Origin of the sequence: Micromonospora sp. CP22 (genome assembly GCF_009712475.1) — a bacterium.
Lineage (GTDB): Bacteria > Actinomycetota > Actinomycetes > Mycobacteriales > Micromonosporaceae > Micromonospora.
The window spans coordinates 121,921-147,758 of sequence record NZ_VCJO01000007.1 but is presented as its reverse complement, the minus strand read 5'-3'; the positions used below and the strand labels follow the sequence as shown (position 1 = coordinate 147,758).

Sequence of the window (25,838 nt, the reverse complement as noted above, 5' to 3'; positions counted from 1 at the left end):
CGGGTCGAGGGCCGCGCTCGGCGGCGCTCGCGGTTACCCCATGTACAGCGACCGCGCCGGGGCCCCGATTCCGCCCGTGGGGTGACCCCGGTCACCGCATATCAGCACATAACCCGACAAACCATGTCGGACGGGCATCTCCGCCGGGGCTGTCCCAGTGCCGCCGCCCGGCGTTTCCGGCCGTGGCGACGGGGAAAGCCGGGCGGGCAGCAGGTCACGACCGAGGGGAGAGGTCCGTGGGGCAGCAGGATCGATCCATCGCCACCCGCGAACGCCCGTCACCACCGGTCGCCGGGGCGCCGCTGTGGTGCGACGCCCGGGATTTCGGACTTCAGGGCGATGGGGTGACCAACGACCAACCGGCACTGGCCGCGCTGGTCGACCAACTCGGTGAGGGGTACGCCGCCGACGGTCGGGCACGGGTCATCTACTGTCCGCCCGGGATCTACTCGATCCGGGACGCCGGCACGGTGTGGCGCAGCGGGGTGTCACTGATCGGTGCCGGGCCGGGAGCCACCCGCTTCATGCTGAGCAACGAGGGAAACCGGGCAGATCCGACACCGCTGGCCTTCTGGACCACCGTGCAGCACGGTGCCGACCGGGATCGGCACATCGCCGACTGCACCTTCGCCGACTTCGAGATCGACGGCTCCGGCGTGGCGATGGTGGCGTACAGCTATCTGGCCAAGGGGCTCGGCCTGCAGTACGTCGTGCGCGGCGTCTTCCGCAATCTGTACATCCACCACACCGGTGCCACCGGCCTCGGCTGTGACTTCCTCCAGGACAGCCTGATCGACGGCGTGGTGGTCGTCGGCTGTGGCCGACTGGACAACGGCGAGGAGATGGGTGGCGCGGGCATCGGCATCGGCATCGGCGGCTGGGGGGAGGTGGAGCGGTGCACCATCAGCAACTGCACCACGCTCGGCAACGGCACCAACGGGATCTTCCTTGAGTTGCAGAAGCCGTACTGGACGCCGCCGCGCGGGTACCGCATCATCGGCTGCCACAGCCAGGCGAACCGGTTCGGCATCTCGGACTGGGGCGCGGACGGTCTGATCGTCTCCGCCTGCACGCTCACCGGAAACCTGGAGGCCGGCTTCGACGTCTCCGCCAAGGGCACGGCGGGCATCGCCGGTCGAGGTGGCATCGTCAGTGACTGCGTGATCGACCGCAACGTCCGCGACGGGATCAGCGTCGGCAACACCCCCGGGCCGTACACGATCCGGGGCAACCGGATCAGCGGCAACGGTTGGTACGGATATCGCCAGCATGACCTGGGCAACGGCTATCAGGGCCCGACGTCGGACGTGGTGATCGACAGCAACGACTTCTGGGACAACGGACTCGACGGGATCCGGGTCGACCGGCCGATGATCGACGCCACGGTGACGAACAACCGGATCCGGAGCAACGGACGACAGTGCGCGCCGGCGGCCACCGGCTCAGGTGAGTCGGTGCGCTACTCGCGGCGCGCCGTGTCGGACCGGACGGCGACCTGGCAGCCCGACGGGCACCGGGGAAAGGTGCTCCGGGTGGGATCCCGGGTGGCGCTGGTGATCGGCAACAGCGAGATGGAGCTGGAGTTGGCCGACCTGCGGCCGGACGCGTCGATCGCCTGGAACGAGAACGTGCCGCCGCCCGGGGCACGCTACGAGTTGCCACCGGCGACACCGGTCCGGGCGGGCATCGCGGTGAACTCCCGCTTCGAGTCGGCGATGGTGCGCGGCAACCGGATCTGGGACAACCGCGACGAACCGACGCAGAGCTACGGCCTGTGGGTCAGCGATCGGGGCTCCTGCGTCTCGTGCCGGGTCGAGGACAACGACCTCGCCGGCAACGTCGAGGGGCCGCTGCGCCTGGACAGCCGACCCGTCGGTGGTCGCTGGGACCGCAACCACGCCGAGGTCGACTAACCGACCTCGTCGGCCGGGGAGATCGAGCTGGCCTCCGCGTGCCGGTCACGCAACCGGGCCCGGATCTCCTCCGGGGTGTACGCGCGCCGTCGGCGCTCCGCCCGGGCGACCACCACGCCCGTGGCCGCGACACCGGCCAGACCGGCCAAGCCGAGGACCTTCCACCACCGCACCCTTTGCCGCATCCGCTTAGGGTAGTCCTCCATGAGCATCAGCCTGGACGAGGCGGTGGAGCTGACCCGTACCGGCGATCTGTGGGTCTTCCGGGGCCGCAGCGTGCCCGACCGAGCCATCCAGTTGACCACCAACAGCCCGGTCAACCACGTGGGCATGGCGGTGGTGCTGGACGACATGCCGCCGTTGCTGTGGCACGCCGAGCTGGGCCGGTCGCTGCCGGATCTGTGGACCGGTACCCACCAGCGTGGCGTGCAGCTGCACGACCTGCGGGACGCGGTCTGCGTCTGGGCCAACCGGTACGGCCAGCGTGGCTGGCTGCGCCAGTTGGAGCCGCCGGCCGACGAGGAGATGGAGCGGGCGGTGCTGCGCACCATCGCCCGCCTGGACGGCACACCGTTTCCCTCCACCGCCCAGCTGGCCTGGCGGTGGTTGCGGGGTCGGGTGCCCTCGCCACGACTGCCGTTGCCGACGACCCGGCGGCGCGAGCCCGCGTCGCGGGACCTTGCGCTGGAGACCGCGTACTGCGCGGAGGTCGTCGCGGTCACCTACGAGGCGATGGGGCTGCTGCCGACGGGACGGCGACCGAACTGGTACGACCCGGGCCGGTTCTGGAGCGGCGACGACCTGGGACTGCACGGGGACGCCCGGCTGGGCAGCGAGATCGAGGTGCGGATCCCATCCCGGTGAGGTTTCACCGGACCGCGCGCCGGCAATTGCTTGCGGTGTGACTGCTTCCACCGATCTCGACACGTTGACCGACTTCTTCGACCGGTACGGCGTGGCGCTGACCGTCGGGGACCTGCCGGCGATCGCCGGCTGCTACGCCCTGCCCGGGTTGGTGGTGGCCGACACCTACAGCTTCTCGTTCAATTCCACCGCCGCCGTGGCGCTGTCCTTCGTGGGTGCCGCGCCGGACTACACCGAGCGTGAACTCGTCGCGGCGCACGCGGACATCGAGCAGGTGCAGCAGGTGTCCGCGCTGCTCGTGGAGGTGGCGGTGCGTTGGGAGTTCCTGGACAGCCAGGGTCGGCAGGTGCCCGGCGAGCGCTACCGCTACCTGCTGCGCAGCACCGACGACGGGCCGTTGATCTGCACTGTCGTGCGTACGGGATGAGCCGCCGGTCAGGACGCGACGGCAACCGGTCAGCGGTGGGCGGCGAGGTGTCCGGTCCGTCCGCCGGGTCGGACGGCTTCGACACCTGCCCGTTTCGCACCCCGGGTCGGCGTGACTAGGCTGCCCGTCGGCGACGACGAGTGGGGACATCAATGTCAGTGCGGCCGTCCGGTGATGCCAACGACGATGCCACCGGTGACCAGTACGGCGACGGCAACCGTGCCGTCGTCGGCGACCATGACGACGAGGCCGCCGGTGACCGGCTCGGTGACGCCGTCGGTGACCGGGCGACGTCCGGCCGCGCGCTGTCCAGGATGGTCGCTTCCGCGCCCTGGGTGATGGTGCTGGCGGGCGTCGCGGTCCTGGCGGTGTTGTTGGTGGTCGCGCTCCTGTCGTTCCGTGGTCCCGAGCAGCCGACGGCCTGGTCGCCGGGTCCGCCGATCGCCCTGCCGACACCGGCTGGGGAGGGCGGGGAGTCGGCGGCTCGTTCGACCACCTCGACCGGCCCGTCCACCTCGCAGACCCCGAAGACCTCGCTCACCCCGAGCGCGTCGACCGGCTCGCCCACGTCGGGTGCGACGTCGACGCCGTCGACCGGTGCCTCGCCGAGCGGGACGCCCGCACCGACCGGAGCCGGCGCGTCCCCGAGCGCGTCCGCGCCGACGGCCGCGTTCGAGGTGGCCGGGGCGCTCACGGTCAGCTACCAGGTGCAGGGCAGCGGCGCGGGCCACTTCGAGGCGGAGATGGTGGTCCACAACGGCACCGGGCAGGCGGAGGACTGGCAGGTCGAGTTGCGCTTCGCCAGCGGCGTCACCGGTATCCGTGCTTCCAGTGGTCCGGGCGTGGCGGTGACCATCCGAGGTGTCGGGTGGTATCGGCTCAGCGGGACCGGACAGCTCGCCGCCGGGGCCCAGCAGTCGGTCTACCTGCGCTTCACGCGTATCGGGGGAGGGGAGTACCCGGCACAGTGCACGGTCAACGGAACACCCTGTGGGATCGACTGACCGGTCGGGTCGGACAGATGGTCATTCGTCGGGCACTTTCCGCCGTGGCTGAAGATCGTTACGCTTGCCGGGCTGCCCGCTGAGGAGAGACATGTCCGGTATGCGTCGCGCTCCCCGCCAGTTCCCGCCGCCCGGCTCGACCGCTGTGGCTTCCTCACCGTGGATCCTGGTGTCGGTCGGGGTCGTCATCATGGTGGTGCTGCTGGTCATCGCGGTCGGCGCGTACCGGGGCCCCGGGCCGGACTTCCAACCGGTGCCGCCGGGGCAGCCGCCGGTGGCCGCCGCGCCGATGCCCGAGCGCGCCTCGTCGGCGGGGTATCACGCGTCGGCGTCACCGCCGCCGGTGGTGCCGGGGTTGTCCCCGCGCCGGACCGACCCGCCGAGCGCCACTGCCGAGGCGATGCCCACCACGTCGTCACCGTCGCAGGCCGCGCCGCCCGCCAAGCCGTCGCGTACGACAGCGCCGCCGCCGCCCGCTCCGCTCGACGCCCGTTACCAGGTCTTGCAGGTCTTCCAGGGTGGCTTCATCGCCGAGGTGCTGATCCACAACACCTCCCGAGGTGACCTGGGTTGGGTGGCGCGCGTGGAGTATCCGGGCGGGCGGGTGGTGACCGCCTGGTTGGAAGGTGTGCCACAGGGGACGTTCAGCGGTGCCGGTGGGACGCTGACCTATCGCAGCGGTCCTGAACTGGCCGGGGGATCCTCGGTCCACCTGCGGTTCCATATCGAGTCGGCCGGCTCCCGGCCGGCGCGGTGCGACGTCTCCGGACGTGCCTGCCGGGGCGTGTAGGGGCACGCGTGCCAAGACCGCCCGACCGGCGGCGGTCGTCGGCGTGCGCTCGGTGACTTTCGGGTACCCGGTTCGCGGCTGGCGGACGGACCGACTTGCGCAAACGTCTGCTTTGTTACGGGAACGTTTGCAAGGTATTGCAGAACCTTTCGGCAAGGGCTAGCGTGCGGGCCAATCAGCTGCCAGAGGAAGGCCGTCGATGAAACCCCCGCCGACATCGCGCACGACCCTGCTCGCCCTCGTCTTCCTGCTCACCGTCACCCTCGTCGGCACGCCGGTCGCGGTGACTGCCGCCGGGGCGGCCGGTCGACCCGCCGCCACCGGGGAACCGAGCCCCACCGGGGCCGTCACCTGGCACGCCGAACCCTCCGCCGCCGCCCTGCTCGACGCCGGCCGCAGCCAGCGCGGGGCCGAGCAGTTCTACTTCGTGCTGCCGGACCGGTTCGCCAACGCGGACCCCCGTAACGACCGGGGTGGCCTCACCGGGGACCGCCTGCGCACCGGGTACGACCCCACGGACAAGGGGTTCTACCAGGGTGGCGACCTCAAGGGACTGATCGAGCGACTCGACTACATCGAAGGGCTGGGCACCACCGCCATCTGGCTCGCCCCGGTCTTCAAGAACCGGCCGGTGCAGGGCGAGGGCGACGACGTGTCGGCCGGCTACCACGGTTACTGGATCACCGACTTCACCCAGGTCGACCCCCACTTCGGTAGCGCCGCCGACCTGAAGCGGCTGGTGCAGCTCGCCCACCGGCGCGGCATCAAGGTCTACCTCGACGTCATCGTCAACCACACCGCCGACGTGATCAGTTACGCCGAGGACAGGTACGGCTACGTCGACAAGGCGAGCGCGCCCTACCGCGACGCGCGGGGCCGGGCGTTCGAGGACCGCAACTACGCCGACGGCAGTCGGGACTTCCCGACGGTCAACGCCGACTCCTTCCCGTACACCCCGACCTTCAAGACCCCGGCCGACGCCAAGGTCAAGGTCCCGGCGTGGCTGAACGATCCCACGATGTACCACAACCGTGGTGACTCGACCTTCGTCGGGGAGAACAGCGAGTACGGCGACTTCTTCGGCCTCGACGACCTGTGGACCGAGCGGCCCGAGGTGGTCCGGGGGATGACGAAGATCTACGCCGACTGGGTACGGGACACCGGGGTCGACGGTTTCCGGCTGGACACGGTCAAGCACGTCAACATGGACTTCTGGCCGAGGTTCAGCCAGGGGGTGCAGCAGGCGGCGGCCCGGGCCGGCACGAAGGACTTCTTCATGTTCGGTGAGGTGTACAGCGCGGATCCGGAGATCGCGTCGAGCTATGTACGGCAGGGCGGGCTGCCCGCCACGCTCGACTTCGGCTTCCAGGAGGCGGCGCGGGACTACACCGCCAACGGCGGGTCAGCGGCGACGTTGGCCGACCTGTACGCCCGGGACGACCTCTACGCGGCCCGGGACACCCACGCCGGTCGGCTGACCACCTTCCTCGGTAACCACGACATGGGCCGGATCGGCTCGTTCATCGCCAACGGCCCCACCGACCCGGCCACCCACCTGCGTCGGGACCAGCTCGCCCACGAGCTGATGTTCCTCACCCGGGGCCAGCCGGTGATCTACTCCGGCGACGAGCAGGGCTTCACCGGTGCCGGCGGCGACAAGGACGCCCGACAACCGATGTTCGCCTCGCGTACCGCCGACTACCTCGACGACGATCTGCTCGGCACCGACCGCACCCACGCGGTCGACCAGTTCGACCGCACCCACCCGCTCTACCGCACCATCGCCGACCTGGGCCGGTTGCGTCAGGCTCACCCGGCCCTGCGGGACGGGGTGCAGGTCACCCGGCACGCGGCTGACGGGCCCGGCGTCTTCGCCTTCTCCCGGATCGATCCGGGCGACCGCACCGAGTACCTGGTGGCGGTCAACAACGCCACGACCGCGCAGTCCGTCACCGTGGACACCTGGACGGCCGGTGCCACCTTCACCGGCGTCTACGGCAGCACCGCCCGACCGGTCGCCACCGGTGACGGGAAGCTGACCCTGACCGTGCCGCCACTGTCGGCGGTGGTGCACCGGGCGGGCCGGACGGTCGCGCTGCCCGACGCCAAACCGGGTATCACCATCGCCCCGGTCGGCGTGCCGGCCACCCGCGCGGCGGTCACCGCCCAGGTCACCGGCGACCCGCTGGCCCGCGTGACGATGGCGGCCCGGGTCTCCGGTGGGAAGTGGACGCTGCTCGGCTCCGCCCAGCGTGCGCCGTACACGGTGCACCACGACCTGACCGGCCTGGCCGCCGGTACGAAGATCGAATACAAGGCGGTGGTCCAGGACGGTCGGGGCCGCACCGCGTCCGCCCGCGCCACCGCCAGCGTGGGCACCCCCGAACTGTCCGGCTCGTCGCGGGACTGGCTGGTGGTCCACCACCAGCGTGCCGACGGCGACTACGACGACTGGGGGCTGTACGCGTGGGGTGACATCGACCCGGCGTACGCCACCGAGTGGCCGCAGGGACAACCGTTCGCGGGCACCGACGCGTACGGGCGGTTCGCCTGGGTGAAACTCAAGCCCGGGGCGAAGACCGTCGGCTTCCTGGTGGTCGACGCCGACGGGAACAAGGACGTCGACAACGACCGGACCGTGGACGTGACACAGACCGGCGAGGTCTGGGTCAAGCAGGGCGACCCGGCGACATACCTGAGCCGGGAGGAGGCCGCAGGCGCACCCGCCCCGCCGGTCGAGGAGGGTGTCGCGGTCATCCACTACCACCGACCCGACGGCGACTACGACGGCTGGGGCCTGCACCTGTGGGACGGCGCGGCCACCCCCACCGACTGGGCGACGCCGATGCCGCCGACCCGGGTCGACTCCTTCGGCGCACAGTTCCGGGTGCCGCTGGCCGAGGGGGCGACCGGACTGAGCTACATCATCCACTCCGGTGACGAGAAGGACCTGCCGCAGGACCAGCGGCTCGACTTCGACGACACCGGCCGGGAGGTCTGGCTGCTCGCCGCGACACCGGGCCGGCTGCTCCCGCCGACCGCCACCGGCGCCGCTGCGGACACCGACATCAGCAGACAGCGGGCGCACTGGATCGACAGGTCCACCGTCGCCTGGCGCACCGGACCCACCGACGGCCGGTCGTACACGCTGGTGAGCGCAGCCGGAGGCGGGGTGCGCGTGGTCGACGGCGAGCTGGTCGGGGCGTACACCGAACTGCCGTTGACCGCGCAGCGCAACGGGCTCACCGAGGCCCAGCGCACGGCCTTCCCGCACCTGTGGGACCACCGGGCGTTCACCCTGGACCGACGCGACCTGGCCAAGGTGCCGGCGGCGCTGCGCGGGCAGGTGCTGGTGACCGAGCGGGCCGCCGACGGCACCCTGCTCGGGGCCACCGGCGTGCAACTGCCCGGCGTGCTCGACGACGTGTACGCACCGGCCACCTCCGCCCGGCTCGGTGCCACGTTCACCGGTGGCGTACCGACCCTGTCGGTCTGGGCGCCGACGGCCCGGACGGTGTCGCTGGAGCTGTACGACTCGCCGACGGCCACCGCGCGGCCGGTGGCGATGCGCCGGGACGACCGCACCGGTGTCTGGTCGGTACGCGGGCAGCGCTCCTGGACCGGCAGGTACTACCGCTACCGGGTGCAGGCGTGGCAGCCGGCGACGCAGCAGATGGTCACCGCCTCGGTCACCGACCCGTACTCGGTGGCGTTGGCGGCGGACTCCACGCACAGTCAGATCGTCGACCTCACCGACCCGACGCTCGCCCCGGCGGGCTGGACGCGGCTGCGCAAACCGGCGGCGGTGCCCCCGGCGAAGGTGCAGATCTCCGAGCTGTCGGTGCGGGACTTCTCCATCGCCGACGAGACCGTGCCGGCGCAGCGGCGGGGCACCTTCCTCGCCTTCACCGACCCGACCACCGCCGGGATGCGGCACCTGAAGGCGATCGGCGACGCCGGGGTGACCCACCTGCACCTGTTGCCGGCGTTCGACTTCGCCACCATCCCGGAGCGGCGGGCCGACCAGCGGCAGCCGGACTGCGACCTGGCCGCGATGCCGTCGGACTCGCCTCGGCAGCAGGAGTGCGTGGCCGCGGTGAAGGAGACCGACGGCTACAACTGGGGGTACGACCCGCTGCACTACACCGTCCCCGAGGGCGGGTACGCGGTCGACCCGCAGGGTGCCGGGCGGACCACCGAGTTCCGGCAGATGGTGGCCGGGCTCAACGGGGTGGGCCTGCGGGTGGTCATGGACGTGGTCTACAACCACACCTCGGCCGCCGGTGCCGACCCGAGGTCGGTGCTGGACCAGATCGTCCCCGGCTACTACCACCGGTTGCTCGACGACGGCACGGTGGCCACCTCCACCTGCTGCGCCAACACCGCTCCGGAGCACGCCATGATGGGCAAGCTGGTGGTGGACTCGCTGGTCACCTGGGCGAAGGCGTACAAGGTGGACGGGTTCCGCTTCGACCTGATGGGCCATCACCCGAAGGCGAACATCCTGGCCGTACGCGCCGCGCTGGACAAGCTGACGGTGGCCCGCGACGGCGTGGACGGGAAGGCCATCCTGCTCTACGGCGAGGGCTGGAACTTCGGCGAGGTGGCCGACGACGCCCGGTTCGTGCAGGCCACCCAGGCCAACATGGCCGGTACCGGGATCGGCACCTTCAACGACCGGCTGCGTGACGCGGTGCGTGGCGGTGGTCCGTTCGACGACAACCCGCGCCGGCAGGGTTTCGCCTCCGGCCTCTTCACCGACCCCAACGGCGATCCGGTCAACGGCTCGGCCGCCGAGCAGCGGGCCCGTCTGTTGCACCAGCACGACCTGGTCAAGGTGGGGCTGACCGGTAACCTGCGCGACTACCGGTTCACCGACTCGTCGGGGCGGGTGGTGACCGGCGCGCAGGTCGACTACAACGGCTCACCGGCCGGTTACACCGCCGCGCCGGGGGAGGCGGTCACCTACGTCGACGCCCACGACAACGAGATCCTGTACGACGCGCTGGCCTACAAGCTGCCGCAGGCCACCTCGGCCACGGATCGGGCCCGGATGCAGGTGCTGGCGCTGAGTACCGTGGTGATGAGCCAGGGCGCCGGCTTCGTCACCACCGGCACGGAGCGGCTGCGGTCGAAGTCGCTGGACCGCAACTCGTACAACTCCGGGGACCACTTCAACCAGATCCGGTGGGACTGCGCCCAGGGCAACGGCTTCGGCGTCGGGCTGCCACCGGCCGAGGACAACCGGGACAAGTGGCCGTACGCGCAGCCGTTGCTGGCTGATCCGACGCTGGTGCCGGACTGCGCGGCGGTCGAGCTGACCGATGCCCGCTACGCCGAGTTGCTGCGGATCCGGGCCTCGTCGCCGGTCTTCGGGCTACCCACCGCGAAGCAGGTGCAGCAGCGGGTGGCGTTCCCGCTGTCCGGGGTGGACGAGACCCCGGGGGTGCTCACCATGACCCTCGACGCCCGGGGGCTCGGTGGGCAGTGGACGTCGGTGACGGTGGTCTTCAACGCCACCCCGGAGGCCGCCACCCAGCGGGTGACCGGGCTGCGCGGGGCGGACGTGTCGCTGCATCCGGTGCTGCGCTCCTCGGCCGACCCGGTGCTGCGTACCGCCACCTTCGACCGGTCCAGCGGCACGTTCACCGTACCGGCGCGCAGCGTGGCGGTGTTCGTCCAGCGGTAGCCCGGCACCACGAGTCAGAACGTGCTCCGGCCCCGCCGGTCCGATCCGTCTGGATCGGTCCCGGCGGGGCCGAAGTCCCGTCCCCTCAGTCCGGCGAAGCCGGTCAGATCACGATCAGCCGAAGCATCCCGTGATCGCGGTGACGCTGCCGGCGCAGTTGGTCGGCTTGTTGGCCGTGATGGCCGACTTGTCGTCCAGGTTCACCGTGCCGACGAAGTTGAAGACGCCCCCGGCGGGGAGGGTGGCGAAGTTGTGCGCCACCCGCGTCTTCTCGAGGTCGATCACACCGGCGACGGTGAAGATGCCGCCGCCGACGCCCAGCGGACCGACGGCCCGGTTGCCGCTGATCTCGCTGTTGCGGAAGGTCGCCTCACCGGTGCCGTTGAACACGCCGCCACCGAAGAAGCCCGCCTTGTTCTCGACGATCTTGGTTTCCTCGACGTTGGCGATGGCACCGAAGCCGAGGCCCAAGCCGCCGCCGACGCCGGCCGTGGTGTTCTTGGCGATCTCGACCTGGGACAGTTCGAGCGTGCTGTCATCGCCGGCCGCGGTGACCCCGGCGCCGGCCAGGACCGCGGTGTTTCCGATGACCTTGGACTGCCGCACGGTGGTGTTGCCCTCGATGTCGAGCACACCGCCACCGAAGCCGAGCACCTCGTTGGTGGTGACCTCGGTCTTCTCGATCCAGGCGGTGCCACCGTCGATGTCCTCGCGGAAGATGAACGCGGCACCGTTGGCGATGCCGCCACCGCCGATGATCGCGTCGTTGTTGCGCACGGTCGACTCGGTCACCCGCAGCACGCCCGCGTTGAAGATGCCGCCGCCGTAGAGGAAGGCGGTGTTGTCGGCGACCGTGGTGTGGTAGAGGCTGGCCTTACCGAAGTTGGCCAGACCGCCACCGACGCCCCCGGCCTGGTTGGCGACGATGTGCGTCTCCTCGAAGGAGGCGGTGCCGCCGGGCTGCACGAGGACGCCACCACCGTCGTTGGACTCCGGGTCGGCCAGCACCGACGGCGCACTCTGGGCCTTGGCCTTGAGCGCGATGCCCTTGGGCTTGGCCTGGAGCAGCGACAGGTACTCCTTCTTCGCCTCGGCGGCCTTGGTCGCCTCCACCGAGTTGGAGAACCGCGACCAGATCGCCTCCGGCGTGTCACCGGCGACCGCCAGCGCCGTGGTCTGGCCGTTCTTGATCGTCAGACCCTTGACGGTCAGGTTCCCACCGCGTCCGACGTTGAGGATCCGGAACTGTTCGGCGGTGGCATCCCGGACGATCTTGGTGTCGTGTCCCTTGAGCACGACGTTCTCCGTGATCACCGGCAGGCCGTTGGGGCCGGTCCCGTCTACCGAGTCGGACCGGGTCAGGGTGTAGGTGCAGCCCTTGGCCAGGTTGAGGACGCCACCGTGGTTCTCGTTGGCGTAGACGAGTGCCTGGATCAGCTTGTCGCTGTCGCAGGGCACGTCCTTGCCGCGGTCCTCACCGCGCTTGCCACCGTGGTCGCCTCCGGCACGGTCGTCCCGCTTGCCCTTGTGTCCCTCGGGTGTCGCGGTCGCCTCCGCGCTCTGGTCGCCGTCCCTGCTGACCTGCTGGGCGGTGGACCAGCGGAGACCGTCGGTGCCGACCGCGCCGGCGCCGGTGGCGACACCGACGGCGGCGATGCTGACCACGCCGGTGAGCCCGGCGACGCCGCTGGCGAGCCAGAGCTTGCGGCGCCGCTTGGGCGTCGCCTCCGGCTCGCTGGCGTTGTTCTTAGCTAGGAAGTTGGACATCGGAGCTCTCTGCCCTCTCGTCGTACCAGACAGGGTCGTCACGCACAGGCGAGCGTCCCCTGCTACAAATCGGTTGTAGCTCCCAGAAACACCGTATGAGAAGGTTCCTCGCCTCAGGCCCTTATCCGAAATAACCCCACATTAGGTACGCGGATGGTCAGTGACCCCAGGGCAGCGGTGACCGGTACGCACCGGTGGCTTCCGCCCGGACCCGCTCGGATCAGCAGCGGTCGACCCGGGCGGGGGTGAGCGGGCCAGGCAACAGGATGGGCTCCTCCGCACCGTCGAGCAGCGCGGAGGAGCCCTCTCTATGTGGTGGTGCTGTCCTGTATCGCTGGTCGACCGACGATCAGCCGAAGCAACGGTCCGGGATGACCGGGCTGCCGACGCAGTTGGTCGGGCGGTTCCCGGTGACCGCAGACTGCCTGTCGATCTCCACCTGGTCGTTGTCGGTGTAGATGCCGCCAGGTTGGTTGTTGGCGACGTTGTCGATCACATTGGTCCGGATCAGCGTGGTCACGCCGCCCTGGTTGACGATGCCGCCGGCCAGGCCGATCGCTCCCAATGCCTGGTTCGCCCGCAACTCGGAGTCCTTCAGGGTCACCGAAGCCCCGTCGTTGAACAGGCCCCCGGCTCCGCCGACTCCGGCCGCGTTCTCGGTCAGGGTGCTGTCGGTGATGACGGCGATGGCGTCCTGGGCGAAGCCCAGCCCACCGGCGTCGTCGTCGGCGAAGTTCCGGGTGACCAGTACGTGCTCCAGCCTCACCCGGCTGTCACCGATGGCGATCAACCCACCGCCGTCGACGCTGCTGGTGTTGTCGGTCAGTTGGCTCTGCACCGCGGTGGTGTCGCCGCCGTTGAGCAGGACGCCGCCGCCCAGCACCCCGGTCCGGTTGTGGCTGATCGTGCTCTTCCAGATCCAGACCGTGCCGCCCGTGTCGGCGCCGCCGTTGGGGATGGCGCCGTTGGCGATGCCGCCGCCCCCACTGCCCGAGGAGTTGTAGACGATCCTCGACTCCTCGACCCGCAGGGTGCCCAGGTTGAACACACCACCGCCGAAAGAGCCGGCGTTGTTCTGCTCGACCGTGCTGGTGCGGATCGTGGTGGTGCCGTAGTTGGCGATGCCGCCTCCGTTGCGGCTGGCCTGGTTCTGCACGATCCGACTGTCCACCAGGTCGGCGGTGCCGCCGCGCTGCACCAGGATGCCGCCCCCGTCGACGCCGTCGGCGGCGATGCTCGGCCCGCCGACGTCCACTGCGGCGCTGCCTTCCTTGGCCGCCGACGCCGCCTTGGCTGGTGCCGCCTTGGTCGTCGGCTTGGCCGCCGCCTTGGCCGTCGGCTTGGCCGCGGTCGCCGTGGGTTTCGCCCCGGCAGCCGTGGCCGGGGTCGAGGTCGCCACGTCGAAGTTCCAGGTCGTGGCGGGTGCCGCGAGCATCATGCCGGTGGTGGTCTGGCCGCCCTTGACCGTCACACCCTTCAGGGTCAGGTGACCGCCGCGGCCGACGTTGAGGATGCGGAACCGCTCGACGTTCGCGGCCCGGACGAGCTTGCTGTCCTCACCCGTCAAGGTGATCGGTTTGGTGATCACCGGAAGCCCGTTGCCACCGTCGCTGCGGGTCAGCTCGTACGTGCAGTGCCGGGCCAGGTTCAGCACGCCGCCGTGGTTCTGGTTGGCGTGCACGATCGCCTGGATCAGCTTGTCGGTGTCGCAGGGAACCTCGTGCGCCCTGCTCTCGCCGCCGCCGTTCTTCCTGCCGTCGCCGTCCTTGCGGCCGACCCGGTCGCCGGCTGCCTCGTCCTTGGCGTCGCGGCCCTCGGCCGCCTCGGCCTTGCCGGTGTCGCTGACATTCTGCCGGGCGTTGGACTGCGCGTCCGTCCGGCCCGATGTGCCGGGTCGGTCGTCGCGGGCGGCCACCCCGCCCAGGGCGGCCAGACCGACGACGCCGGTCAGGCCGGCGACGCCCGCGGTCAGCCACAGTTTTCGCCGTCGAAGCCCCGGCGGTGCCGGGGGTGGTGGAGCCGGGGGCGGCCCACCGTAGGAAGTGGTCACGTCATCAGACATCAGAGCCTTCCGCCCTTTCCTGCTACCAGACTGGCCCGCACCGCACGAATGGGTGCGAGCTGCTACAAACGTCTTGCAGCCCTCTGATGACCACCGTATGAGAATGTTCCTCGCGAGAAGGATGAATCCGAAATACCCCCGCATTGGCACCTGATCGGGCATCAGCGTGTCATCTCGCGGGATCCGGTCGAAAGCGGTTGAGCGGATCGTGAACGCGTTGGCCGGGGGTGGGTGGACGTGCACCCAGGCAGACGAGGGCGGGCCCCGCGCCGAGGCGACAGTGTCGTCGCTCCGGCGGGGGCCCGCCCTGCTGCTCGTGTCTGCTGTGCGTGTCGCCCGATCAGCCGGACGCTTCGGTCAGCCAGGCAGTCGTGGCCCGGCCTCACGCTGCTCGGCCAACCAGGTCTCCACCTCGTCGGCCTGGCGGGGCAGCCCCGCCGACAGGTTGACCGCGCCGGAGTTGGTGACCAGCACGTCGTCCTCGATCCGGATGCCGATGCCGCGCAGTTCCTCCGGTACCAGCTCGTCCTCCGGCTGGAAGTACAGCCCCGGCTCCACGGTGAGCACGTACCCCTCGCCCAGGGTGCCGTCGCGGTACATCTCCTTCCGGGCGTTGGTGCAGTCGTGCACGTCGATGCCGAGCATGTGCCCGAAGCCGTGCAGCGTCCACCGGCGGTAGACGGTGGAGGAGTCGTCCATCGCCTCGTCCACGCTCACCGGCAGCAGCCCCAAGTCCGCCAGCCCTTCGGCGAGCACCCGCATGCAGGTGCGGTGGACGTCCTTGAACGCCACCCCCGGCTTGATGAAGTCGATGCCGGCCTGCTGTGCCGCGTACACGATGTCGTAGACCTGGCGTTGCAGCGGGGTGAACCGCCCGTTGACCGGCAACACCCGCGTCACGTCCGCCGTGTAGAGGTTGCGCCCCTCCACGCCCATGTCCATCAGCAGCAGCTCACCTGGTCGGGTGACACCGTGGTTGTGCACCCAGTGCAGGATCGTGGCGTGTTCACCGGCGCCGACGATCGAGCCGTAACCGACGTCGTTGCCGTCGTGCCGGGCCCGCAGCGCGAAGACACCCTCCAGCAGCCGCTCGGAGACGCCGCGATCGGCCGGCAGCACCCGGGCCACGTCCTCGAAGCCGCGCACCGTGGCGTCGATCGCCTCCTGAAGCTGGGCGATCTCCCACTCGTCCTTGACCAGCTTCAACTCCGCGATGGCGATGGCCAGCTCGCGGTCGCGGGCCGGCTGCCCCTCCTCGCGGGGGCCGTCCCAGGGCCGCACCGCGGCGTCCACCTGCGCGTCGAAGCCGCGCAGCACCCGGGTCCGGGCGGGGGCCAGCCCGGCCAGTGCCGCGTCCAGCTCGGTCAGGTCGGCGGTGGGCAGGCCCAACTCGGTCGACTTCTCGGTGAGGGTGTGTCGCCGACCCACCCACAGTTCGCCGTGGCGGCTGCGGAAGAACTCGTCGTTCTCCCGCGACGAGCGGGGCCGCATGTACAGCGTGGCGTCGTGACCCGAGCCGTTCGGCCGTAGCACGAGCACGCTGTCCGGGTCGTGGTCGCCGGTGAGGTACGCGAAGTCGCTGCCCGGCCGGAACCGGTACTCGGTGTCGTTGGCGCGTACCTTCTCACCGCCGGTGGGGATCACCAGCGTCTCGCCCGGGAAGGCCGCCGAGAGGGCGGCCCGACGCTTGGCGTAGTTCGGCACCTCCGGCCGGGGACCGACCGGCAAGGTGGTGTCCCGCCAGCCCTGCCGCATGAACGACAGGAACGCCGGTGGGAAGTCCGGATCGTGCGACTCGGTGCCGTCTTTGCGTTCCTCGGACATGCCCCGCTCCCTTCGCCTCATTGCTGGTGCCGACGGTACCGCGAACCCCGCCCGGGGCGACCCACCGGTGACCCCGACAGTGCCGCGACGGCCGTCGGGCACCCGTGGAAAGATGACGGACATGTGCGGACTCCTGGCTTTCTTCAGTGCACGTGGCGATGCCGCCGCCCACCGCGACAACATCGCTGCGGCGTTGGAATGCCTGCACCATCGCGGCCCGGACGAGACCGGGGTCGAGGTGGTCGGCGACGCCTCCGGCCGGTACGCGGACGGGGTGTTCGCCCACAAGCGGTTGGCGATCATCGACGTCGCACTCAGCCATGAGCCGCTGCCCTACGCCGACGGGCGCTACCTGCTGACCTTCAACGGCGAGATCTACAACTACATCGAGCTGCGCGAGGAGCTGATCCGCGACTTCGGGGCCCGGTTCGCCACCAACGGCGACGGGGAGGTGATCGTCGCCGGCTACCACTACTGGGGCGAGCAGGTGCTCACCCGGCTGCGGGGCATGTTCGCCTTCGTCATCTGGGATCGCCAGCAGCGCCGCGCGTTCGGCGCCCGGGACTACTACGGCATCAAGCCGCTGCACTACCTGGAGACCGGCGACGGGCTCTACCTCGCCTCGGAGAAGAAGGCCCTGCTGCCCTTCGCCCAGTCGGCGTACGCCGGGGACGCCGGGGTCGACACGGCCAACCTCAGCCACTACCTGACCCTGCAGTACGTGCCCGAGCCCGGCACCCTGCACCGGGGGATCAGCCGGATCGGCTCCGGGGAGTACCTCACCTGGACCCCGGGCGGCCGGATCGACGTGCGCCGCTGGTACCAGCCGGTATTCCGGCCCGCTCCGGTCGCCGACGAGCAGAAGCTCTACCAGGAGATCCGGGAGACGCTGCGGGAGAGCGTACGCATGCACATGCGCTCGGACGTGCCGGTCGGCTCGTTCCTGTCCAGCGGGATCGACTCGACCGCCGTGGTGGCGCTGGCCCGGGAGTTCAACCCGAACATCCTCACCTTCACCGTCGGCTACGACGTGCCCGGGTACTCGGAGATCGACGTCGCCCAGGAGTCGGCCCGCCACCTCGACGTGACCACCATCCCCACCAAGATCGGTCCGCAGGACATGATCGAGGCGCTTCCGAAGATCGTCTGGCACCTCGACGACCCGGTCGCCGACCCGGCGCTGGTGCCGCTCTACTTCGTCGCCAAGAAGGCCGCCGAGCACGTCACCGTGGTCCTCTCCGGCGAGGGTGCGGACGAGTTCTTCGGCGGTTACACGATCTACCGGGAGCCGCTCTCGCTGAGCAGCGTCAACGGCCTGCCCGGTGGGGTGCAGAAGGGCCTGCGGGCGGTCTCCAAGGCGATCCCGCAGGGCGTCAAGGGCAAGAGCTTCCTGGAGCGCGGCACCACCCCGATCGAGCAGCGCTACTACGGCAACGCCCGGATGTTCACCGAGGAGGAGAAGCAGCACCTGCTGCGCCGCTACGACCCCTCGGTGCGCTACACCGACGTGACCGCGCCGATCTACGCCGAGTGCACCGAGCTGGACGACGTCACCAAGATGCAGTACGTCGACCTCTACACCTGGCTGCGCGGCGACATCCTGGTCAAGGCGGATCGGATCTCCATGGCGCACTCGCTGGAGGTGCGGGTGCCCTTCCTCGACCGGGCGGTGTTCGAGGTGGCGGCGAAGATCCCGGTCGAGCTGAAGCTGCCGCCACGCTCCGACGCCACCAAGTACGCCATGCGTCAGGCGTTGCAGGGTGTGGTGCCGCCGGCCATCGTCAACCGCAAGAAGCTGGGTTTCCCGACCCCGACCCGGGTCTGGCTGCGGGGCGAGATGTACGAGTGGGCCCGGCACGTGCTCTCCACCTCCGGCGCCGGTGACCTGCTCGACCTGTCGTACGCGCTGCGGCTGCTGGAGGAGCACAAGCGGGAGGAGGCGGACCACTCCCGCAAGGTGTGGACCGTGCTGATCTTCTGCATCTGGCACGCCATCTTCGTCGCGAAGACCCTCGACCCGGGCATCCAGCGCAACCAGTCGGCCCTGCTGACCAAGCCCGTCGTCGGCTCCATGGTGCGCTGACCGGAGCGGAAGGACTCCGTGGTGCGCTGAGCGGACGGACGTCGAGCGCCCAGACCCGGAGCGGACAAGCGGAAGGGGGCCCCGAGCGGGGCCCCCTTCGTGCTGCTGGTGATCAGCTGCTGGTGCAGGTTGCGGTTGGCGTCGCTTCGCTGCCGCTGGCAAGGAAGCCGAACGTCGTGCTGCCGTTGGCCCCGAGGGAGCCGTTGTACGACACGTTGCTGACCGTCACCGACGATCCGGACGCCGTGTGGGTGGCGTTCCAGACCTGGCTGATCTGCTGACCGCTGGGCCAGGTCCAGTTCGCGGTCCAGCCGTTCAGCGCCGAGCTGCCGGTGTTCTTGATCTCGACCTCACCCTGGAAGCCACCGGACCAGCTGTTGGTCACCTTGATGGTGGCCGAGCAGCCACCGTTGCCCGGGGGCGGGGTGGTCGGGTTCGGCGGCGGCGTGGTGGGGTTCGGCGGCGGCGTGGTCGGGTTCGGCGGCGGCGTGGTGGGGTTCGGCGGCGGGGTGGTCTGGTTGCCACCGATGCCGGTCACCTCACCGTTGCCACCGTCGAAGACCACGTCGGAGCAGCCGAAGAAGTTCTCCTGGCTGTCCGAGCGGACCCACCGGGAGTAGATGATGTGGCGGCCGCTCTTGTTCGACGGCAGGGTGCCGGTGAAGTAGTAGTGGCCGTCGTTGGTGCCGACCGCACCGCGCTGCGGCGGGTTGGTCACCGTCAGGAACGGCTGGGCCTCCAGGTCGCTCCAGGCCAGCGCCCGGGTCGGGCTCCAGCTGTCCCGGGTCACGTAGAAGTAGAACGTGCCCGGGTGGTGCGCCCAGTTGCTGTACCGGAACTCCATGGTGCGCCCGGCCGTCAGGTGCGTCAGCGGCCAGTCGTTGCGGGCCAGGTCGAAGCCGCGGAAGCCGGTGGCCCCGCCGCTGCACAGCTGACCGTCCGGGATGAAGCCGGTGGTCCGGCCACCGGCGTCCGAACGCAGCACGCTGAACCAGTTGTAGAGCGAGTTCGTCCCGCTCTGTGCGACGGCGGCGGCGCAGGCCGGGTTGTTCGGCCGGATCTCACCGGTCTGGGTGAGACCGTCGCGCCAACACAGGTAGGTGCGGGCACCCGGCGTCATCGCCGCGCCGTGCGCGGACGCCGGATCGGGGCTGGCGGTCACAACGACCGCCCCCGCGAGAAAAGTGAAAGCCGCGGTTATCAGCGCGGCCAAGCGTGGACGGTTCACGGGTTCTCCTGACTCGCAGGGCGCAACCCAGTAGGTGCGCCCTGCCGAACGCGCGGGTGGCGGGATGTCGCCCCCGCTACTGCGGGCGAATACGACTACGCGGCGACCGTGCGGATGGGGACGATGACCCAACCGGCACGCTGTCGCCAGCGGAGTGTCGACGCGTGAATGCCCTCGCGCGATGTGAAGCCCGGCGCCGGTGGACGCGCAGCCCCGCGCCATCCGGCATCCTCATCCCACCATGTCGGTCCGGTTGACGCAATAGCCGCATCTCGATGTGTGAAACGGACCTGGTTCGCCGCGCCCAGGCCGCGCCAATACCGTGGCTTCCACGCCCCGCACACATCCGCTGTGCCAGCCTGGGCATCACGTACGGCAGACGGAAGGACCTGACGATGGGATACGCGGTGGTGCTCGGCGAGGCGCTCGTCGACCTGCTGGACGCCGAGTGCGACGGCGCGCCGGTCTACCGGCAGGCGATCGGTGGTGGACCGCTGAACGTCGCCGTCGGTGTCGCCCGGCTCGGTGGCGCGGTGCAGTTCGTCGGATCGCTCGGCGACGACGTGCTGGCCGACCGGATCCGCGCCTTCCTGACCGCCGAACAGGTCGGGCTCGCCGGTGCGGTCACCGTGGCGGTGCCGACCACGCTGGCCGTGGCCACCTTCTCCGGCGCGGAGCCGGACTTCCGCTTCTACGGCGAGCCGCCCTCCTACGCGCTGCTCGGACCCGACCAGCTCGAGGTGACGCTGGTCGCGGGTGCCGACGTGGTCTACTGCGGTTCGATCGTGCTGCTGGCGCCGAGGACCTTGGCCGCCGCCCGTCGGGCCTGGGCGGCGGCTGCGGGCCTGCGGGTCTTCGACCCCAACGTGCGGCCCCGGCTGCTGACCGGTCCGCAGGCGTTGGGCGAGCTACGCGAGGTGGTCGCCGAGTTCGCCGCCGGAGCGCACCTGGTTAAGCTCAGTGCCGCCGACGCGGAACTGCTCTATCCCGGCGAGCCGGTCGAGTCGGTGGCGGTCTACCTCCGTGAACTTGGCGCGGCCACCGTCGTGGTCACCCTCGGTGCCGCCGGCGCGGTGGTCGCCGCCGCGGACGCCGATCCGGTACGCGTACCCGCGCCGAAGGTGGACGCCGTGGACGCCACCGGCGCGGGCGATTCGGTGATGGCCGCTCTGGTCGCCGACCTGTTGACCGGCGGCGAGCCGGTCGAGCCGTCCGGCTGGCACGCCCGGGTCGGCTACGCGCTGCGGGTCGCCGGTCTGGTCTGTGAGCGTCCCGGTGGGGCGGTCGCCATGCCCACCCGCGCCGAGGTGCGGCAGCGCTACGGCGACTGACCGCAGGCCCCGACACCGCCAGCCCCGACACCACCGGTCGCGGCGACCCGGCCCGCCTGGGCTCGCCGCGCCGACGGGCTCAGGCGGTGCCGTCGAGTTCGGCGTAGCCACGTCGTGCGGCGGTCAGCGCGGGACGGGCCGGGAACGGAGCGTCGGCGGCGACCCGCTCCGGCGGCGCGCCGCCGGTGTGCCCGGCCCGGATCAGCCAGGCCAAGTCCACCAGTTGGGCGTGCTGGGCCCGGACGAACTCGGCGTCGACCAGGTCGCCGTGCCCGGGTACGACCACCGTCGACGGTGAGATCGACCGCGACAACTCGGCCAGCGCGTCGGGCCACTGCAACGGGTACGAGTCCTCGAACGCCGGAGGACCGCCCTGCTCGACCAGATCACCGGCGACCAGCAGATCGGCGTCGGGCACCTGCACGACGAGGTCGGCGTCGGTGTGGCCCCGCCCGGGATGACGCAGCACCACCCGCCGGCCACCGACGTCGAGGACCGCCTCGGTACGCACGGTATGGCTGGGTGCCAGCAGCTCGGTGCCGGCCGCCTCGGCGGCGAGTTCCGGATGCCCGGGGTGCAGCTCCGCGTACGCCTCGCGGCGCAACCGGTCCGCCTCGTCGCGCATCGCCACGGCGGCCAGCTCGTGCGCCCACACCGGCCGGGGCGGCTCACCGGCCAGGGCGGCGTTGCCGAAGCAGTGGTCGAAGTGGTGGTGGGTGTTCACCAGCGTCAGCGGGTCAGTGGTGACCGCGCGTACCGCAGTGGCCAGCTCGGCCGCCTGACCGGTGGTGGACAGGGTGTCGACCAGCAGCGCCGCGCCGTCGCCCAGCACCAGCGTGACGTTGACCGCGAGCACCGGCTCACGGAGCACGAACACCCGGTCGGCGACCTCGACGAACCGGCCCACCGTGGTCATGTCGCGGCACCGGCGCGTTGTACGAACCGGGCGCGGTCCACCAGGACCCGCTCCACCTGCCCCTCGGCGACCGTCTGCCCGCCCTCGGTGACGTCGACCTCGAAGACCAACCGGCGACGGTCGACCTCGGTCAGCCGGGCCTGCGCCACGACCGTACGGCCCACCGGGGTGGCGGCCAGGTGCGCCAACGCCACCCGGGTGCCCACGGTGGTGGCACCGCTCGGCAGGTCACGGGCGGTCGCGGCCACGGTCGCCGCTTCGGCCAGGGCCAGCACCCGTGGTGTGCCGAGCACCGGGACGTCACCCGAGCCGAGCGCCTGAGCGGTGTCGGCGTCGGTGACGGTCAACTCGACCCGGGCGGTCAGACCCGGGGCCAGGGCTTGATCCGGTTGCTCCCGCATGGGCACAGCGTAGGTGCTCGCGGAGACCCGGACCACGCGGCCGGGCAGATGCGCCACGACGCCGCAGGTGCTCCTGCGTCGGGTCGTACGCAGGTCGCCGCTAACCTTGTCCGCGATGTCTGCCATGACCGACCCCCAGCCCTCTGCCTCGGCCGAGCCGCCCGCCCCGCGCGACGGCGGGCGTCGCCGCGTGATCGCCATGTCGGTCTGGGGCGTCGCCTTCGTGGTGGGCTGGCTCGTCATCGGCCTGCCCACCGATCCGGTGTACGCGTTCTTCTGGATCTGGGCCGGCACCATCGCCTGGCACTCCAATCGTCCGTGGCGCAGCCACCTGCGCTTCGCCCGGGACTGGGTGCCGGTGGTGCTGCTGCTGGTGGCCTACAACCTGTCCCGGGGGTTCGCCTACCACGACGGGACCGTGCCGCACGCCTACGAGTTGATCCTGGCGGACCGCCTGATGTTCGGCTGGGCCATGGACGGCCAGGTGCCGACCGTCTGGTTGCAGCAGCACCTCTACCACCCGCAGGTGCGCTGGTGGGACGTCCTGGTCAGCTGGGTGTACTTCTCACACTTCGTGGCGGCGCTGGCCGCCGCTGCGGTGCTCTGGATGCGCGAGCGCAGCCGGTGGGCGGCGTTCATGCGCCGCTGGTTCTTCCTCTGCGCCACCGGCCTGATCACCTATTTCCTCTACCCGGCCGCACCGCCCTGGTGGGCGGCGCAGAACGGGCTGATCGAGGAGGTCGCCCGGATCTCCACCCGGGGCTGGAAGGCGTTCGGCATGCACGGGGCGGGCAACCTGCTCAACGCCGGTCAACTGGCCTCGAACCCGGTGGCCGCGATGCCGTCGCTGCACACCGCCTTCGCCCTGTTCGTCGTGCTGTTCTTCCTGCGTAGCGTCCGGCTGCGCTGGTGGCCGCTGCTGCTGGCCTATCCGCTGGCGATGACCTTCACCCTGGTCTACAGCGGCGAGCACTACGTGATCGACGTGCTGGTGGGCTGGGCGTACGTCGGGATGACCTTCCTGGTGGTCGGTTGGGCCGAACGTTGGTGGGCCCGCCGGAAGGCCCGCCGCACCGCGACCGACCCACCCGCCGTTGACGAGGTGCCCGCGTCGCCGCCCGCCATTCCCACCCCACGCTGAACAGCGCCTCCTCAACCACGCTCTGACCGTCGGACCGGTCAGCCGACGCGGCGGGCGTCGCGGCCTCGCGCGGTCAGCTCCGCCGCCAACGCCCAGGCGTCGGCGAGGTCCCGGTCCACCGCCGCGGCACCCGCCCCACCGGCGGTGTCGGCGTACACGGTGGCCAACCCGAGCAGTCGCTGCACCGGGCCCTGCACCACCCGTACGCTCTGCAACCGGGCGTACGGCACGATCGTCAGTCGGCGGGTGAGCAGGCCGGAGCGGACCGCGAAGACCTGCTCGGTCAGACCGGCGCCGAGGACGTGGCGGCTCAACGGGTTGACCCAGCGGGCCCGGGGCGGCGGTGGCCGCAGCGGCAACGACGACAGCGCCACCCCCGGCAGCACCTCGGCGACGATCATCTCGCCGGTCGGTTGGTCGCCGACGGGCAGCAGCCGGTCCGGCCGGTCGCGCTCGTCGGCCTCACCGGCGGCGTAACCGGCCACCTCCAGGCGGAGCCGGAGCCAGCCCTTCATCCGCCACAGCAGCGGCCAGGCCACCCGTACGGTCTGCACCCGGTGCAACGGGACCGTCTGCGACCTGGTCTCCAGCAGACCGTTGCGGATCCGCAGCCGGTCCTCGTCACGGGCCAGTTGGAACCGCCAGTCGTCGAGGACCCGGCGGATGGGTTGCAGCAGGACACCGGCCATCGCGGTGAGCGTGCTGGCCACCGCGATGAAGGACCAGGAGCCCTCCGACAGGAACTGCGCCGCCACGAAGGCCACCCCGAAGGGCAGCAGGAACGCCTGCGGGGTCAGCAACTGACTGATCAGCAGGTCCCGGTTGCGCACCGCGTGCAGCGGCCGGCCGGACGGCGGTGCCGGCTCGGTGCCGGCCGGCTGCGACCCGCCCGTCGCCACCGCGGTCGAGGGGTGACCCGCCAAAGCCAGCAGGCGCTGCCGCAACACGGCCGCCTCGGCGACACCGAGGTACGCCAGCGGCGCCTCGGTCTTACCGCCGCCGACCACCTCCAGCCGTAGCTCCGCCAGCCCGGTGAGCTGCGCGAGCAACGGCCGGACCACCTCGACGGCCTGGAGTCGTTCCAGCGGAATCGCTCGGGTACGCCGCCAGAGCAACCCCTCGTGGATGCGCAACTCCCGCCCGACCACCTGGTAGCCGGTGTTGTACCAGCTGATCACGGCCAGCACGCTCGCGCCGAGCGCGAGCACGATCACCATCGCGACGAACCAGCCGAACCCGACCCGGGACAGGGTCGACCAGGAGAGCCCGGCGATGACCACGGCCAGCGACTTGGCACCGTGCAACGCAGGGCTCAACGGATGGAGCCGTTGCCGGGCCGGCTGCTCCTGCGTCGGCCCGGCCGATCCGACGGGCGGAGGCCCCGATCCGGCCGGTGCAGGCCCGGCCGACGCGGTGTCGTCGGACGGCTGACCCGCGTCCGGTGGGTCGTGAGCGGCCCCGACCTGATCCCGATCGTCGGTGGTGGCTGGAGCCCGGTCCGGATCCGGACCGGCCGACCCGCTCACAGTCCTTCCGCCCGGTCCTCGCCGAGTGCGGTCAGGCGGTCCCGCAGCCGGGACGCCTCGGCGGGACGCAGCCCCGGCACCCGGGCGTCGCTGGCCGCGGCGGCGGTGTGCAACTGCACGGTCGCCAGGTCGAACGCCCGCTCCAGCGGGCCGGCGCTGACGTCGACGAACTGCATCCGCGAGTACGGGACGATGGAGAGCCGACGCACCAGCAGGCCGTGCCGGACCAGCAGATCGTCCTCACGTTCGGCGTAGCCCCAGGCGCGTACCGCCCGAACGATGGTCACCGCGCGCCAGAGCGCGAACAGCCCGACCGCGCCGAGCGCCGCGGGGACCGTCCAGGAGTCGGTCAGCACCCAACTGACCCCGAGCACGGCCGAGACGAAGGCGACCCCGATCGCCAGCCGCAGCAACTCCACCCAGATCAGGTCGGTCGAGATCGACTGCCACTGGACGGTGTCCGGCCACGGTTCGAGCGGGCTGATCGGCCCGGCCGAGTTCGGGGCCGGAGCCGCGTCATCGCTCACCGGGCTGACTTTTCGTTGTACGCGTCCACTCTTCGAGCGTAGGCGATCCCGGCAGCGGGGCGACCTCACGCAGAAAGCCTCGTGCGTCGAGGAAGTCACCGAGCGACGACCGGTGCGCCTCGCAGGCGAGCCAGGTCTTGCGCCGCTCGGGCGGGTGCAGCCGAGGATTGTTCCAGCGCAGCGCCCAGCGGGCGCGGGCCTGACACCCACGCGCCGAACAGGGCAGTGCCTCGGTGGGGATGTCGGGGTGGGTCATCCCGCTCAGTCTAGGTCGGCGGGGAAGAGTGAGCGCCGGGCGGCCACGGGGGAAGCCGCCCGGCGACGGAAGAATGGTACACACGCCGG

At 71.0% G+C, this 25,838-nt stretch carries 19 protein-coding genes; 9 read left to right on the top strand and 10 right to left on the bottom strand.

Annotated elements, in window-relative coordinates; translation table 11 throughout:
* The first annotated feature begins 236 nt into the window (after positions 1 to 236).
* On the top strand, positions 237 to 1,913 hold the full coding sequence (locus FF096_RS14725) for a right-handed parallel beta-helix repeat-containing protein (protein WP_309223321.1): 1,677 nt from the start codon (positions 237 to 239) through the stop codon (positions 1,911 to 1,913).
* On the opposite strand, the gene FF096_RS14720 is transcribed toward FF096_RS14725, so the two are convergent.
* The gene (locus FF096_RS14720) at positions 1,910 to 2,098 is read right to left on the bottom strand and encodes a hypothetical protein (protein ID WP_196222528.1); all 189 of its coding nucleotides are present in this window, start codon (positions 2,096 to 2,098) and stop codon (positions 1,910 to 1,912) included. The genes FF096_RS14725 and FF096_RS14720 overlap by 4 nt on opposite strands.
* Positions 2,099 to 2,117: 19 nt before the next feature.
* On the opposite strand from FF096_RS14720, the gene FF096_RS14715 reads away from it, so the two are divergent.
* From FF096_RS14715 to pulA, 5 genes are all read left to right on the top strand, one after another.
* The gene (locus FF096_RS14715; RefSeq protein WP_155218393.1) at positions 2,118 to 2,777 is read left to right on the top strand and encodes a hypothetical protein; all 660 of its coding nucleotides are present in this window, start codon (positions 2,118 to 2,120) and stop codon (positions 2,775 to 2,777) included.
* Positions 2,778 to 2,814: 37 nt separating this feature from the next.
* On the top strand, positions 2,815 to 3,204 hold the full coding sequence (locus tag FF096_RS14710; protein ID WP_309223320.1) for a hypothetical protein: 390 nt from the start codon (positions 2,815 to 2,817) through the stop codon (positions 3,202 to 3,204).
* 152 nt (positions 3,205 to 3,356) lie between these two features.
* Entirely contained in the window at positions 3,357 to 4,208 is an 852-nt protein-coding gene (locus tag FF096_RS14705; protein WP_155218390.1) for a cellulose binding domain-containing protein, read from the top strand.
* Positions 4,209 to 4,299: 91 nt separating this feature from the next.
* Positions 4,300 to 4,998: a cellulose binding domain-containing protein gene (locus tag FF096_RS14700; protein WP_230462611.1), complete on the top strand. Its 699-nt coding sequence runs from the start codon at positions 4,300 to 4,302 to the stop codon at positions 4,996 to 4,998.
* 199 nt (positions 4,999 to 5,197) lie between these two features.
* Complete coding sequence (gene pulA / locus FF096_RS14695; RefSeq protein ID WP_155218387.1) at positions 5,198 to 10,687, top strand: pullulanase-type alpha-1,6-glucosidase; 5,490 nt, start codon at positions 5,198 to 5,200, stop codon at positions 10,685 to 10,687.
* A gap of 114 nt (positions 10,688 to 10,801) precedes the next feature.
* Here pulA and FF096_RS14690 read toward each other — a convergent pair whose 3' ends face one another.
* The 3 genes from FF096_RS14690 to FF096_RS14680 all read right to left on the bottom strand — a co-directional run bounded on the left by FF096_RS14690 (position 10,802) and on the right by FF096_RS14680 (position 16,340).
* Entirely contained in the window at positions 10,802 to 12,454 is a 1,653-nt protein-coding gene (locus tag FF096_RS14690; RefSeq protein WP_155218386.1) for a hypothetical protein, read from the bottom strand.
* 349 nt (positions 12,455 to 12,803) lie between these two features.
* The gene (locus FF096_RS14685) at positions 12,804 to 14,516 is read right to left on the bottom strand and encodes a right-handed parallel beta-helix repeat-containing protein (RefSeq protein ID WP_155218384.1); all 1,713 of its coding nucleotides are present in this window, start codon (positions 14,514 to 14,516) and stop codon (positions 12,804 to 12,806) included.
* A gap of 357 nt (positions 14,517 to 14,873) precedes the next feature.
* Positions 14,874 to 16,340 carry an aminopeptidase P family protein gene (locus FF096_RS14680; RefSeq protein ID WP_155218382.1) on the bottom strand — a complete coding sequence of 489 codons (1,467 nt, stop codon included), beginning with the start codon at positions 16,338 to 16,340 and terminating at the stop codon, positions 14,874 to 14,876.
* 121 nt (positions 16,341 to 16,461) lie between these two features.
* Between FF096_RS14680 and asnB the strand changes: the two genes are divergently transcribed.
* Positions 16,462 to 18,423 carry an asparagine synthase (glutamine-hydrolyzing) gene (asnB, locus tag FF096_RS14675; protein ID WP_155218380.1) on the top strand — a complete coding sequence of 654 codons (1,962 nt, stop codon included), beginning with the start codon at positions 16,462 to 16,464 and terminating at the stop codon, positions 18,421 to 18,423.
* Between the two features lie 112 nt (positions 18,424 to 18,535).
* On the opposite strand, the gene FF096_RS14670 is transcribed toward asnB, so the two are convergent.
* Positions 18,536 to 19,651: a lytic polysaccharide monooxygenase gene (locus tag FF096_RS14670; RefSeq protein WP_309223319.1), complete on the bottom strand. Its 1,116-nt coding sequence runs from the start codon at positions 19,649 to 19,651 to the stop codon at positions 18,536 to 18,538.
* A 395-nt stretch (positions 19,652 to 20,046) separates the two neighbouring features.
* Here FF096_RS14670 and FF096_RS14665 point away from each other — a divergent pair, with 395 nt between their 5' ends.
* A complete protein-coding gene (locus FF096_RS14665; protein ID WP_155218378.1) occupies positions 20,047 to 20,982 on the top strand; it encodes a PfkB family carbohydrate kinase in 936 nt (311 codons plus the stop codon).
* Between the two features lie 79 nt (positions 20,983 to 21,061).
* On the opposite strand, the gene FF096_RS14660 is transcribed toward FF096_RS14665, so the two are convergent.
* Both FF096_RS14660 and FF096_RS14655 read right to left on the bottom strand, forming a co-directional pair.
* The gene (locus tag FF096_RS14660) at positions 21,062 to 21,898 is read right to left on the bottom strand and encodes an MBL fold metallo-hydrolase (RefSeq protein WP_155218376.1); all 837 of its coding nucleotides are present in this window, start codon (positions 21,896 to 21,898) and stop codon (positions 21,062 to 21,064) included.
* Positions 21,895 to 22,299: a thioesterase family protein gene (locus FF096_RS14655; protein WP_155218374.1), complete on the bottom strand. Its 405-nt coding sequence runs from the start codon at positions 22,297 to 22,299 to the stop codon at positions 21,895 to 21,897. The genes FF096_RS14660 and FF096_RS14655 overlap by 4 nt, the downstream gene beginning before the upstream one ends.
* 115 nt (positions 22,300 to 22,414) lie before the next feature.
* Between FF096_RS14655 and FF096_RS14650 the strand changes: the two genes are divergently transcribed.
* Positions 22,415 to 23,440 carry a phosphatase PAP2 family protein gene (locus FF096_RS14650; RefSeq protein WP_155218372.1) on the top strand — a complete coding sequence of 342 codons (1,026 nt, stop codon included), beginning with the start codon at positions 22,415 to 22,417 and terminating at the stop codon, positions 23,438 to 23,440.
* A gap of 38 nt (positions 23,441 to 23,478) precedes the next feature.
* Here FF096_RS14650 and FF096_RS14645 read toward each other — a convergent pair whose 3' ends face one another.
* The 3 genes from FF096_RS14645 to FF096_RS14635 form a co-directional block, all read right to left on the bottom strand.
* Positions 23,479 to 24,756 (bottom strand): PH domain-containing protein, encoded by a 1,278-nt coding sequence (locus FF096_RS14645; RefSeq protein ID WP_155218370.1) that lies wholly within the window; start codon positions 24,754 to 24,756, stop codon positions 23,479 to 23,481.
* A gap of 206 nt (positions 24,757 to 24,962) precedes the next feature.
* Complete coding sequence (locus tag FF096_RS14640) at positions 24,963 to 25,493, bottom strand: PH domain-containing protein (RefSeq protein WP_309223318.1); 531 nt, start codon at positions 25,491 to 25,493, stop codon at positions 24,963 to 24,965.
* On the bottom strand, positions 25,483 to 25,749 hold the full coding sequence (locus FF096_RS14635) for a hypothetical protein (protein ID WP_155218368.1): 267 nt from the start codon (positions 25,747 to 25,749) through the stop codon (positions 25,483 to 25,485). Before FF096_RS14635 ends, FF096_RS14640 begins: the two co-directional genes overlap by 11 nt.
* Positions 25,750 to 25,838 lie beyond the last annotated feature (89 nt).

What these genes read in the sequence shown, in the direction of transcription:
- pulA (WP_155218387.1), top strand. Translation starts at nt 5,198, where the DNA reads ATGAAACCCCCGCCGACATCGCGCACGACCCTGCTCGCCCTCGTCTTC.
- FF096_RS14685 (WP_155218384.1), bottom strand. Translation starts at nt 14,516, where the DNA reads ATGTCTGATGACGTGACCACTTCCTACGGTGGGCCGCCCCCGGCTCCA.
- FF096_RS14715 (WP_155218393.1), top strand. Translation starts at nt 2,118, where the DNA reads ATGAGCATCAGCCTGGACGAGGCGGTGGAGCTGACCCGTACCGGCGAT.
- FF096_RS14660 (WP_155218376.1), bottom strand. Translation starts at nt 21,898, where the DNA reads ATGACCACGGTGGGCCGGTTCGTCGAGGTCGCCGACCGGGTGTTCGTG.
- asnB (WP_155218380.1), top strand. Translation starts at nt 16,462, where the DNA reads ATGTGCGGACTCCTGGCTTTCTTCAGTGCACGTGGCGATGCCGCCGCC.
- FF096_RS14680 (WP_155218382.1), bottom strand. Translation starts at nt 16,340, where the DNA reads ATGTCCGAGGAACGCAAAGACGGCACCGAGTCGCACGATCCGGACTTC.
- FF096_RS14720 (WP_196222528.1), bottom strand. Translation starts at nt 2,098, where the DNA reads ATGCGGCAAAGGGTGCGGTGGTGGAAGGTCCTCGGCTTGGCCGGTCTG.
- FF096_RS14635 (WP_155218368.1), bottom strand. Translation starts at nt 25,749, where the DNA reads ATGACCCACCCCGACATCCCCACCGAGGCACTGCCCTGTTCGGCGCGT.
- FF096_RS14705 (WP_155218390.1), top strand. Translation starts at nt 3,357, where the DNA reads ATGTCAGTGCGGCCGTCCGGTGATGCCAACGACGATGCCACCGGTGAC.
- FF096_RS14665 (WP_155218378.1), top strand. Translation starts at nt 20,047, where the DNA reads ATGGGATACGCGGTGGTGCTCGGCGAGGCGCTCGTCGACCTGCTGGAC.
- FF096_RS14655 (WP_155218374.1), bottom strand. Translation starts at nt 22,299, where the DNA reads ATGCGGGAGCAACCGGATCAAGCCCTGGCCCCGGGTCTGACCGCCCGG.
- FF096_RS14700 (WP_230462611.1), top strand. Translation starts at nt 4,300, where the DNA reads ATGTCCGGTATGCGTCGCGCTCCCCGCCAGTTCCCGCCGCCCGGCTCG.
- FF096_RS14690 (WP_155218386.1), bottom strand. Translation starts at nt 12,454, where the DNA reads ATGTCCAACTTCCTAGCTAAGAACAACGCCAGCGAGCCGGAGGCGACG.
- FF096_RS14650 (WP_155218372.1), top strand. Translation starts at nt 22,415, where the DNA reads ATGTCTGCCATGACCGACCCCCAGCCCTCTGCCTCGGCCGAGCCGCCC.